This is a genomic window from Lactobacillus taiwanensis, assembly GCF_017894345.1.
Classification (GTDB): Bacteria; Bacillota; Bacilli; order Lactobacillales; family Lactobacillaceae; genus Lactobacillus; species Lactobacillus taiwanensis.
The window spans coordinates 903,398-915,140 of the sequence record NZ_CP059276.1 but is presented as its reverse complement, the minus strand read 5'-3'; the positions used below and the strand labels follow the sequence as shown (position 1 = coordinate 915,140).

Annotated in this window: 18 protein-coding genes; all 18 read right to left on the bottom strand. The window is 30.6% G+C overall.

Annotated elements, in window-relative coordinates; translation table 11 throughout:
• Positions 1–2: 2 nt before the first annotated feature.
• A complete protein-coding gene (locus H1A07_RS04400; RefSeq protein WP_275952023.1) occupies positions 3–335 on the bottom strand; it encodes a cytidine deaminase family protein in 333 nt (110 codons plus the stop codon).
• Between the two features lie 52 nt (positions 336–387).
• Entirely contained in the window at positions 388–1,068 is a 681-nt protein-coding gene (locus H1A07_RS04395) for an MFS transporter (RefSeq protein ID WP_210145453.1), read from the bottom strand.
• A gap of 39 nt (positions 1,069–1,107) precedes the next feature.
• Positions 1,108–1,500 carry an MFS transporter gene (locus H1A07_RS04390; protein ID WP_244974181.1) on the bottom strand — a complete coding sequence of 131 codons (393 nt, stop codon included), beginning with the start codon at positions 1,498–1,500 and terminating at the stop codon, positions 1,108–1,110.
• Positions 1,501–1,606: 106 nt separating this feature from the next.
• Positions 1,607–2,389: an alpha/beta hydrolase gene (locus H1A07_RS04385; RefSeq protein ID WP_210145452.1), complete on the bottom strand. Its 783-nt coding sequence runs from the start codon at positions 2,387–2,389 to the stop codon at positions 1,607–1,609.
• A 12-nt stretch (positions 2,390–2,401) separates the two neighbouring features.
• Entirely contained in the window at positions 2,402–3,022 is a 621-nt protein-coding gene (locus H1A07_RS04380) for an NUDIX hydrolase N-terminal domain-containing protein (protein ID WP_210145494.1), read from the bottom strand.
• A gap of 253 nt (positions 3,023–3,275) precedes the next feature.
• Positions 3,276–3,758, bottom strand: coding sequence for a GNAT family N-acetyltransferase (locus H1A07_RS04375; RefSeq protein ID WP_210145451.1), 483 nt, complete (start codon positions 3,756–3,758; stop codon positions 3,276–3,278).
• Complete coding sequence (locus tag H1A07_RS04370; protein WP_210145493.1) at positions 3,749–4,294, bottom strand: GNAT family N-acetyltransferase; 546 nt, start codon at positions 4,292–4,294, stop codon at positions 3,749–3,751. The genes H1A07_RS04375 and H1A07_RS04370 overlap by 10 nt, the downstream gene beginning before the upstream one ends.
• 148 nt (positions 4,295–4,442) lie before the next feature.
• The gene (locus H1A07_RS04365; RefSeq protein WP_094499305.1) at positions 4,443–6,638 is read right to left on the bottom strand and encodes a phospholipase D family protein; all 2,196 of its coding nucleotides are present in this window, start codon (positions 6,636–6,638) and stop codon (positions 4,443–4,445) included.
• 115 nt (positions 6,639–6,753) lie between these two features.
• Positions 6,754–7,872, bottom strand: coding sequence for a hypothetical protein (locus H1A07_RS04360; protein WP_210145450.1), 1,119 nt, complete (start codon positions 7,870–7,872; stop codon positions 6,754–6,756).
• A gap of 166 nt (positions 7,873–8,038) precedes the next feature.
• On the bottom strand, positions 8,039–8,209 hold the full coding sequence (locus tag H1A07_RS10180) for a hypothetical protein (RefSeq protein WP_244974180.1): 171 nt from the start codon (positions 8,207–8,209) through the stop codon (positions 8,039–8,041).
• Entirely contained in the window at positions 8,197–8,559 is a 363-nt protein-coding gene (locus tag H1A07_RS10175) for a Fic family protein (protein ID WP_244974179.1), read from the bottom strand. The genes H1A07_RS10180 and H1A07_RS10175 overlap by 13 nt, the downstream gene beginning before the upstream one ends.
• Positions 8,535–8,852, bottom strand: coding sequence for a Fic family protein (locus H1A07_RS10170; protein ID WP_244974178.1), 318 nt, complete (start codon positions 8,850–8,852; stop codon positions 8,535–8,537). Before H1A07_RS10170 ends, H1A07_RS10175 begins: the two co-directional genes overlap by 25 nt.
• Before the next feature lie 144 nt (positions 8,853–8,996).
• On the bottom strand, positions 8,997–9,785 hold the full coding sequence (locus H1A07_RS04350; RefSeq protein WP_210145449.1) for a tyrosine-protein phosphatase: 789 nt from the start codon (positions 9,783–9,785) through the stop codon (positions 8,997–8,999).
• 11 nt (positions 9,786–9,796) lie between these two features.
• Positions 9,797–10,003, bottom strand: a complete 207-nt coding sequence (locus tag H1A07_RS04345) for a DUF3923 family protein (protein ID WP_210145448.1) — start codon at positions 10,001–10,003, stop codon at positions 9,797–9,799.
• Positions 10,004–10,025: 22 nt separating this feature from the next.
• Complete coding sequence (locus tag H1A07_RS04340; protein ID WP_244974177.1) at positions 10,026–10,319, bottom strand: hypothetical protein; 294 nt, start codon at positions 10,317–10,319, stop codon at positions 10,026–10,028.
• Between the two features lie 34 nt (positions 10,320–10,353).
• Positions 10,354–11,073 carry a hypothetical protein gene (locus H1A07_RS04335; protein WP_210145447.1) on the bottom strand — a complete coding sequence of 240 codons (720 nt, stop codon included), beginning with the start codon at positions 11,071–11,073 and terminating at the stop codon, positions 10,354–10,356.
• Positions 11,074–11,079: 6 nt separating this feature from the next.
• Positions 11,080–11,439 carry a DUF6176 family protein gene (locus tag H1A07_RS04330; RefSeq protein WP_210145446.1) on the bottom strand — a complete coding sequence of 120 codons (360 nt, stop codon included), beginning with the start codon at positions 11,437–11,439 and terminating at the stop codon, positions 11,080–11,082.
• The gene (locus tag H1A07_RS04325) at positions 11,432–11,734 is read right to left on the bottom strand and encodes a MazG-like family protein (protein WP_210145445.1); all 303 of its coding nucleotides are present in this window, start codon (positions 11,732–11,734) and stop codon (positions 11,432–11,434) included. The genes H1A07_RS04330 and H1A07_RS04325 overlap by 8 nt, the downstream gene beginning before the upstream one ends.
• Positions 11,735–11,743: the final 9 nt, after the last annotated feature.

The window sequence follows — 11,743 nt, the reverse complement described above, 5'->3', positions numbered from 1 at the left end:
GACTATAACCACCAATCAGGTGTTAACTTCCCCAGAGTAGTAATTTCTTTCCTGTCGTAATCCATCAATACTTCAATATTTTTATAGTCTTTTTCCATAAGCTGCACCATAAATTCACGGCAAGCTCCACACGGTGCACCATTCTTTCCATTAGACATGATGGCTAATACTCTCTTGAAATGATTTTCACCACAAGTGATCATGCTGAATAAAGCATTGCGTTCTGCACACACTCCTAAAGTACAAGCGGTATCAATACAAACCCCTGTATAAATTTTTCCTGTATTACTCAAAACAGCAGCTGCTACTCCGCCTGCTTCTAGATGATCAGATATTTGTCTAAATCCCTGTACACTTTTAGCTTCTTCCTACATCTTTTGCCAAGTTTTATCTAACATTTTGTTTCTCCTTTATTAAAGGTATTGTTAGCAAAACAACACCAAAATACACTGCGGAGACAAAAAACATTACTTTTAAATCTCCAAATACTTTCATAATGCTATTGCTTATAAATAATGAAACACTAACTAAGATCTCTGCAATAAATGAAACAGTTGAAAGCATAGTCGACTTATTGCTTTCTCCATAAATAGCTTCATTACTAGTAGCTGAAATTTGTCCTGACAACATTCCCATTAATAATTCAATTAATAGAAAAAGGCAAAGCAGTAAATATTTATTTTTTAGAGTCCCACTTAATATAAATGCTCCAATCATACTTCCAGTATTTAACAAAGTAATTCCTTTTGAATTAAGGAAAGTAGAAATTCTACTAAATAAAACCGAACCTAGAATTAGTGCACACATAAATAACGTATAAACCAGTGAAAGATTAAAGCCTAACTTTTCAACATAAATAATTGACCAATAGATAAGGATAAATTGCGTTCCACAATCATAGCCTACATTCAGCAACAATAATATCCAAAAGTTTCTTTTTCTAAAAAAGCCAACAATATTTTTAATATTATATTTATCTTTCTTTTTACTAAAAGCTCTATTATCTGAAAAAGATAAGAAACTTGCCATAAGCCAAATAAAGGCTGGATATAACACAAGTCCAAGCATTGCAAACCATATCGGTGCAGTATCTTTAATTCCAAATAGTCAAGTACCAATATTTCCACCAATTAAAGTAGTTAAATTCAAAACGATTACTTGCATCCCCATTAGTTTGCTACTAGGAGCAATTTCATTTTGTTCCTGTAAATCAGTTACATAAGCAAGCAAAGTACCTGAATTAAATGCCAAGCCAATACCATATAAAAGCTCTGCCATTGAAAAGAAAAAGAAGTTTCTAAATAGAATTAGAATGAAAAAACTCGTGGCAATAACTAAAGATGATAAAGCTAAAACTTTCAATCTTCCAACTTTATCTGCTAAATATCCGGCTGGAAGGAGTCCAAACATAATACCGATGTTTTGAAAAGATTTTATTGAACTAATATTTGCATTTGGGATTCCATTTTTAGCATAAAATAATGAAAAAATTCCTGACATTGATGATCGGAAAAGTGTAAAAACTGCTGTAAAAACTAAAAATAAAACTACAATTTTAAAGCTTACACTCTTTAACCTCATAATCATCAACTCCTATTATTTTTTCTTAAAAATCTATAACCTCTTCAACTATTTCTGCAATTTCCTTTGGATATTCAAAATGAATATAATGCGAATTACCCAATGTTATGACTTTTGATTTCGAATTATTTGAAGCATACTCTGACCGCTTATATTCATTTTCTCGATACTTCTCTGTAATAAGAACACTTGGTGTTTTATCACTTATCCTAGTAGTATCTTTCCAAAACGAATCATTTTCATAAGCTGCTTGTGCATTAAAATTATCTTTTTCATCAAATTTCTTCGCATTTTGTTCTGTAGTATTCCAAAACACTTTATTTTCTTCTGGAGTAAAAATTTCTTTAAGATCAGCTTCAATTTTTTCTTGAAGTTTTGTCATATCTTTATTTTTCTCATCATAAGCTGGTTCTTTTGGAGGATTTAAAATGATTTCTCTAGTAGTTGGCTCAATTCCTACGAAAGCCTTCACATTATTAATTTTATCTTTCATTTGCATAGCATATACACCACCGATGCTATGAGCCAAAATAATAACTTTTTCTGCTTTAAAATCATTAATAATTCTTGCTAATTCAGTAGCTTCATCTGTTACCGTATAGTCCTTTAAGGACTTACCACTGAAGCCACTATTCAAATAATCCGGTGCAAAATAACCATACTCATTTGGCAAAGATTCAATTACTTTTAAAAAGGATTGACCTGTATCAAAGCTACCAAAGCCATTCAAGAAAACAACTAATGGGGCTCCTTTTCGATATGCAAAATTAATTTTTCCTAATTCAGTTTCAATTTCTCTTCTCTGCATAATGTTCCTTTCCTATTCGAATTCCGCTTGCCAGTTAGGATTATGATATGCCTTAAAGCACATCTCTACTTGTTCTTTTGATCCCTTGTCTTCACTTAATTCAGGCAAATTATCTAATGCAAAATATCCACTAGCAATTGTTTCATCATTTTCTGTGAAACTACCGCCTGTTGGTTTACATAAGAAAAATACCGTTGTAATTCCATAAGGATACATTCCCTTATAATGCTTATTACTATCATGGATCGCAATTAATCTTTCAACAGCAATATCAATTCCAGCTTCTTCCTTGATTTCTTTGATTACATTTTCCTTAACAGAAAGATTCACTTCACACCACCCACCTGGAATTGACCAAGTACCATCATTTTCCTGAACGAGCAGAATTTTATTATCTTTAAAAATAGCTGCCCGAGTTCCAAGCTTAGGTGTTTGATATCCCACTTCGTTGCAGAAAAGTTCTTTTACCTTTTCAATTGGCAAACCAGATTTTTCTGCCATCATTTCAGCTGAAATATCGCGAATTTCTTGATATCGCTCTAAGTCAAAATTATCTTTTCCATACGTTAAGCCAGCTTGCGCCAAACTTTGAAGTCTCTTTGCCCAATCAATAAGTTGATCCTGCTTCATAATTTGCTTCTTCTCTTGTTTATCCAAAATGTTATTCCTCCATAAAAAAGAGTAAAAAGTAATAAACTAATATAAAAATTAGGTGTAATGCTGTTCATTGTTACAGTTCTTCCTTTTGATACGTCAATTATTAATTGTACGCCGAAAATATTTGAGATTTGAAGAATATTAAAATTATGTCACAAAATAGAGCATTAATAGGACAAACCATATTCCTATTCCTTTAATCATTAATTTAGATAAAACTTTCATAAACTTATTTCTCCAAATCTAAAACTAAAACAACTTCTTCTTCAATTCTCTCACCATTAGGTACAAAACCAGCAGCCTTATATAACTGTTGAGCGGCAACATTTGAAGGAACGTAAGAAAGATACACTTTATTTCCATTTCCTAAAGGCATCGTTTTCATATATTTAATAAGTGTAGCTAGCGCATCTACTCCTAATCCCTGATCTTGATATTTTTGATCAATCATAAAACGCCACAAGCAATAATTATTACGAGCAACTTTTGGTGCACCTTCCCAGTTGCATACATTAAAGTTAATCATTGCAAAGCCAACTAAATTATCTTTTTCATAAATAGCAAAGGTTTCAACCTTTTCACCTTCATTTTTAGTTGCATATGCTTCTAGTAAACTAGTTGCATTATCTGCAACATATTCTTTTTGATCTGACTTAACTTTAAGATTTACAACATCCCAAAGATTTTGATTAGTTACTTTTTTTAGTTCCATGTTTCTGTTCTCCTAACATTATTTTTTAAGATAAACTTTTTATGACCATTATTATCAATTTTTTGATATTCAAATCCACTTCGCTTAGCCACATTCTGACTTGCAAAATTTTGAGGATGAGTTCTTAAAATTAAATATTTGAGCCCTAATTGTTCAAATGCATACTTTTTAAGAAATTCGACAGATTCAGTCATAATTCCTAAGTGCTGAAAATCATTCGACAGCCAATATCCAACTTCACCTGACTCTGAATTTAAGTCATGTAAGTCAATCATGCCAGCTGGAATTTCATCAACTAAAATTACCAAATTAAATGCTGTACCATCGACCATTTTCTGTTGAAATTGCTTAATTGAATCTACTTCTTTTTGAATAGAATCAATTTTGTCAGCCCAAACTAACCATTTAGAGAATTCGAAAAGATTTTTCTGAAGCTGATCAAATAAATCTTTTGCTTGCCAAGTTTCAGGTAAAACTAACTCAACATCATGTTTACCAGTTACAAATTTATGTAAAACAAACGAATAATTATGCAATCGTCCCACCCCGTTTTCATCTTTTACTTTTTAGTTAAATTAAATATTACTTAATTATAATTAATTTTTCAATAGATTACTTATATTTTTTTCAGTTATCAAAAAAAGCAGAGATATTTTTACAATCTCTGCTTAATAACTTACTTTGCTAATGTTTAAATAAACGAGAAAAAAGTCCTTTTCTATTCCTCTCTTCTTGTTGCTTAGTTATCTTTTCCATAGTTTCTTGCATTACCTGTGTTTGTTTAGCCTGTATTTTAAGAAATTCTTTCATATCATCTTGCTGTCTTTCATCTTTGTGCAATTTCTTATAGTGATTTCTAATTAAAGGCTCGCCAACGAATTTGTCAAACTTGTCAATGTCAAGACGCATCCCATTGCCATACTGTTCGATTGCAATTCCAGCTTCACGAGGAAACATATTAAAATAATTATCTAAAGTTTGATTAATATTTTCATACCCATTAGCTTTAAAATCATTAAAAATTGCTTTTGAAACATGGAAATATTTATCATCACCATCTGTAAAGGCAATGTGTTCATAGTGATCATCTAAAATTAACATCTTCCAAGTAATTCGATTACAATCAATCTTATAATCATAATTACTGCCTAAAATATCTTTTAATCTATCATAATAACCATATTTCCGTAATAAGTTAGATAAAATATTTTTAGTTAAACTTAAATAATCATCGATTAAATTAGCCTCTTCTTCGCCAGTAAGATTTACAAGTCGCTTATTCAATTCAGAAACAACGTAGCGATAAATATGGTCATTGTTATCGTTAATTAACATATTATAGTTAATTTGCTGCTGACTTGATGGAAGCCATGGAGCTTCAAAAGATAAATAATAAACACGTTTTGTAATTTCTTCCAGATTATTGATTTCTCTACTTCCAGCATTATGATTCATCGCAAAAATATTAATATTATGAATTCCTTGAATAGTGTTGGACCATTGTTTAATTGCATTAAGTGCAACCTTACTGTGTAAGAAATTACTGTTTAACTCATCAACAATCATTGGAGAAATAAAACGAGCAGAGTGCAAATAATTATCTAAGAATTTCACTGCCTTATCAGTTCTAGAAGCATTTCCGTCATTAATTTCGGTATATTGTAAACTATGCGAATTGTCCCCGGTAAATTTCTTAAAATAATCACGAACTAATAAAGTTTTTCCAGTTGTCCCACGTCCGATTAATACCATAGAAAGCGGAATTTGATCAGCACTTTTTGAAAAATTAGACTTACGATATATTTCTCTAATTTTCCAAATCATTGGAGCAGTCATTAAATAGATAAACGCCGAGAGTGCTTGGTGACTTTCATTTTTTACTTTGTTAAAGCGAAAACTTTCGATTATTCTTACAAAAGTCCGCACATCATCTTCAGTTACAAGATTTTCATCTACTTTAAGCGGATGGAATAATTTATTTTCATCTTCAACAATAATCTTATCCTCTTGATGTGCCCAAATAGGCTTGGGATATAGTTCACTTGCTTTTATTACTCTATTTTCTGAAGAATCACTAAAGTCTTGAAAAACAATTTTCTTAACTTCTTCTCTTGCCTTTTCTTCGTTTCGACGCTTATTTCCTTTTTCAGTAAAAAGCTCCTTAGCTACTTTTTGGACAGTTTCAGGATGAAGTTCATAAGTTTGTTCCTTTTGCTGAGCATCGTTGGTTATCTTAACAACGTCTGCTGGATTTACTTCAACGATATTCTGCTGAATCTTATCTACAACTTCATCAGCGATAATTGCCGTGATTTGTTTTCTCGTCTTGCCGTAAAGATTATTAATAATCTTTCTATCTAGATAATCAACACTATCTTTTTCGAAATTATGCTTAAAAAGCTTTTGATGCTCTTCATAAATTTTTAAATCTTGTAAATCATTCTTTTTACCATGATACATCCAAAGCATTTCATGATTATGCTTTAAAGCTTTTTGAGTAAGGTTCATTGATCCATTAAAGATAATAAAATCAGTTTTGTTTTCAACAATAAAGTATTTACTATGAAATAATTCATCTTTAGTAAATTTTAATTGCAAAGTTTGATTCTCAATTCGATCCAAAAAGTCAGCACTTACAGAAAGAAGTTCTTTAACTTTATTTGATACATTAAAAAGCTGATCTAAATTTTTACCAGTTTTTTGGTCTTCCATTCCTAAAATTAGATCAATTTGCTTAAAGCGTGGCATTAACTCTTTTTCAATTATCTTAAAACTACCAACAAAACTAACACCCTTAAAAGAGTCAAAGCCTTCAACCAGATTAAAAAAATCAGGTTGATTTAGCATTACCTTGTTCTTTAAATCATAAATAGTTAACATTTGTCCCTCCAATCGCACTATCGTACATATGTTCGTAATATTTTGATAAAATTATATCATAAACAAATTAAAAAAATAAGCTACAGAAAAATTTTTCTTAGCTTATTAATGCTATTTAAATTAAATGATTTTCTTTATACCATCGAATAAAATCTGAAAAGAAAGGTAGCGTAAAACTTACATATCCACGCTCTGGAGCATAGATTAATTGATCATCTAATAAACGTGCTCGATATACAGAAATATAATTTTTACTTTTCTTTAGCTCATCAACAATATAAGAAATTGGCACTATTGAACTCGGATATTGCGCCATTATATCTAGAAACTTTCGATCAGTACTTGAAATCTCAGTATATAATTTTTCATATGCATTTTGATACAAATCGGATTTAGATAAATCAATTACTTCGTTAGCAACTTGATTATTAATATCATCTTTACTTTCCTCCCAAGCATAATAACCTATTGTCTGAAATGCATAAGCATATCCTTTTACACCCTCAATTAGTCTTTTCATAACTAACGGAGAAATTGTCTTGTTTCCCCTCTTAAATGCCATTGTAAAATTATCTTCAACTGACATTTTATCAAGTGGCTTTAAATATATACGATTACTTCTCAGTAAAAAAGTTAATGTCTTTTCATGCTGTAAATCGGAAATTCTACTGGGAAGACCAGTCATAATTAATGAAATATCTAAATCATCCCCAATTAAAGTTTGATAAACTGAGGCAAAAGCTCTAACATCATCGCTTACTTCAATTTCGTCAATACCAACTAAAATAGAAATTTCTCTTTTTTTCAGCTTTACTAAAATATGTTTTAGAACGTCGCTATAATTTATTATTCCAATGTCTTCAACGGATTTAAAACTCATTCCATTACCAAATAAATTTATCCCTTGAATTGATTTTAAAACTTCTTTCCAATCAATACCTGAAATTTGTTGCAAACTGCTCAATAATTGAAAAAGCAGATTTCCTTGACCCAAGTTTAACCGAACAAAATAATGATTTTTCTCTTTTTCATAATTTCTTTGGACATTTAAAAGAAAAACTGTCTTTCCACTACCTCTAACTCCATAAACTAATGATGTCTGATACTTTGCATCACCTAGATTTAAATGAAAAATATAATTATTCATAATCGTCTGTTGATCTAAGACCATTGGCGGAATTCTTCCAAAACTTGGCATAAATGGATTTTTTAAAACTTCATTTTCTTGAACCATCAATCTCACCTCAGTCAATTAATAAGTATAAAATACAGATTTTATACTTATTTTATACTTACTTTATACTTAAGCAAGTGATTTTATACTTTTTTTATACTAGTTTTATACTTCACGGCAAATAAAAAAAGCAGGTTCATACAAGAATCTGCTTTAGTCTTACTAATTACTTATCAAACTTATCCAATCTAGTTTGACTTTGTGCGAATTTTCTTTCTTTTTCAATCCTAGTTAATAAATCTATTCGCTGATCTAATTCATCTTGCTCATAATCAGCCACTAATTCAATAAATGTCTCATAATTATCCTCAATTTGTGCTTGTTTTAAAGCTTCCATATAAGCATTCGACTAATCTTATCTGGTTGAATATTAATTATCAAATAACCATGCTTTACTAATTCAAAATTCATTAAAAGTCGTGCAGTTCGACCATTTCCATCTCTAAAGGGATGAATAGTAACAAACTTTAAATGAAGCATAGCAGCTACTTTCACTGGGTGCTCTTTTCCTTCTACTTCTTGATACCACTGAATTAGCTTTTGCATGTCATTAGGAATATCACTTGGATCCGCATAATGTACTTCTGGTGCGCCATTAGGCCATACCTTAATTTGACGATACTGACCAGCCTCTGCTCGTTTAGTAGGATTATCAGAATAAGTTACAAGGCGATTAATATCACGCATAGTAATTCGTCAAGAGGCAATTTTTCAATCGCTAATTCTTGAACATAATCGTAAGCTCTACTCAAATCAAGTGCTGCCAAATGATCTGCAAGCGGTTTTCCATGTGCTGTTAAACCAGTTTCTAATAAAGCAGCAGTTTCATACTTGGATAAAGAACTTCCTTCAATAGCATTTGATGACCAAATATGATCATATTTTTTATCTTTTTCAATACTTTCTGCTTCTTCTTTGGATAAGGGACGAAAGGTATTCATTTTATCACGAAGATCAGTTAATTTAGTATAAATTTGCATTCTATCACCTTAACTCTAAATTAATTGATAATATCTAACATAATTAATAATAAAACAAAACCTAGAAAAAATGATGATACATTATCCTTTTTCAGTAAATAAAATCATCAATTATTCTTGCCTAAAACTTTTGATTCTATAGCATCATCTTTCCAAATAAAGTTCGCGTAATTTATTTTCTAATTCAGGATTCACATTTAGAACATCCCTTAAATAAGTTTCGAGATCTCCATATTCTTTTTCAATAGTTAAAAGAATTGTATCAAAAAGTGAATCAGATGCTGAACTTAAAATTCTCATGTTAGCTCTAAAAGTTAAACTTTTACCAGCTTCTTGAAATTTCTTATCTCTGACTGCGCGATATTCAGTCAAAATCTCATTTGACGCCAGATAATCCTGTCGTATTAATTCTAAGTCAACGCCTAAAATATATAAAACAAATAAGGCAACAAAACCGGTCCTATCTTTGCCTTCAGTACAATGAAAAATAACCGCTCCTTCATCAGTTTCAGACAATATTTTCAACACTTGACGAACAGTTTCTTGATCATACGCTTCAATAACATGATTTCCATAATGATCACACATCATTTTAAATGCAGCATATGGATTTTCATTATATAGCTTTGCTTCTTGACTTAAATTACTTTCTCCACCTAATGTCCCTTCTTCGCTGGAAAGTGGTATAGAAATATTTTGAATGCCATCAATTTGAGGATCAGGACGAGAAACGCTTTCTGATTTTGAACGCAGATCAATAATTTTAACAACGCCGTAATTCTTTAGAAATTGCGTATCTTCTGGCGACATTTTACTAAGATCACCAGTTCTAAGTAGACGATGCATCTGTATTTTACGATTATTAAAACCAGTTAAGCCACCTAGTTCACGCGGATTAATAGCTGTTGCGATTGGTAATAGATTTGAGTACATATTGTTCCCCACTATTTGTTATGCTTTAAAACTGTCAGCCAAATTAAATAGCCTATTAAAACGATTAATCCAAATACTCCCCAGATAATTAAAGTAATGTTTCTCATTTCTAGTGTCTGTACTACACCTGCGCCGTCAACTTTTCTAACGCAAAGAAATACACTAATCACTATAAATAAGATCAATACAATACTGCGACTAATTTTCCATGCTTTCATTTCACATTGCTCTTCAGAAATTCTAACAAAATATCAAAATTGCCATTAATAATCCAGATAATAAAAATATACCTAAGGTAATAGGCATACTTAATTTCTTTGAAAAATTATGATAAGCCAATATTAATAGTAATGATTCTAAAATAAGTCGAATTATATTAGCATGTATTTTCAAAGGAAAAAATATAACTAAAATTGGAATAATAATTGCTGCGAATAAATACCATTCTTTTGGAATTTTCTTAAACCAATCTTGAAATAAAAAATATACAACAGCCGCTAAATAAGGGAAAAATGCATTTACATCCACTTCCATAAAAATTTGCTCCTTAAAAATAAACTTATATAATCTACATGTGTTTCTTAAAAGACTCAAAAGCCTGCAAGGCCAACTTCAATCGTGGAATATACCCCAGCCAGTCATAATCATTTCTACCCTTGTTATATTGAAAATTAAATGGCAGAAATGAAACTTCATCATAATTAATCATTATTTGGCTGTCTTTACAAATTAATGGCCATTCTGTATCTGTTAATATTTCCGTAGAATTTTCAGCGATTACTTTTCCAACGTTACTATCAAACGCGCAGCAACCAGCCAATAAATCAACATTATCAATTTTGAAAATTGTTGCAGCAACTTTATTAGTAATTCTTTCTGTTTCAATCCAAGTATCAGGATATGATTCAATATCTTGACTATTTCTTCCTATAATTCGATATTCATTCTTTAAATTTAATGTTGAAATAAAATTTTTAAATTCAGAATTTCGATTTAATAGTGCAACAATTACTTTATCAAAATCACAATAAAAATAATTATCTTTTTCACTAACGTTTTTTAATGCAAATTTCAAAACTTTTCTTCTAGCATCTGCTGCTCCATTTGGGAAAATTGTAAGATAATGAAAAGACTTCTTACTAAGGCTACCTTGGATTTTGGATGATGTTACATTACTTATTGTTAAGTAAACCTCATCAAAAATTGTTTGCACTTTATCACAAACATATTCTAAATTTTTTAAAGACACATCAGGATGGTGAACTGTTGATAATAAAATCTTTTTCATTTAGCATTACGCATCACTTTCAATTACCTTCTCAATATTCGGTGCAATTAAACTCTCTTCTAGTTTCATATCAACTGGCTTATACTCCATATCGATACATTCGTCCCAATATTCAATATGTTTCTTATCAATATAGCTTTCTGATTCTTCAACAGCATTTCCGCCTTCACCTTGAACTGAATACCAGTAAAAATATGTATATCCATCTGGATTTTTTTCTTTGAACACACTCTCAATATACATCTTTTCACCAGCCATTGTGGCTACAGTATCAGCATGATGTTCATTCAAAAAGTCCATCCACTCTTGAGCTTTAGCTTCTTTCCCTTTTTTAATTCTAAAACGAGTAAGTTCTATCTTAGTCATCAGTACTTATCTTCTTTCCATGCACATATTTTCGTTTTGCATTAATCGCCATTTTCTTAATAATATCTTCGCCAAGATCACTACCAAGTATTTCAGAAATTCCTAATAGAAAAATGGCCACATCAGCAAGCTCTTCATTGATATTTTCTTGGTCCTTTTTAAGCCACGCTTGAAACAGTTCATTCACTTCGCCATACAACAAAAGAAGTTCAAATTTAATATCAGTCGTATTGAAATTATGTTTTTTCTTGTTCTCAATAACTGCTTTTTGTAATTGTTTAGTATCAATAATCATAATTTCAAT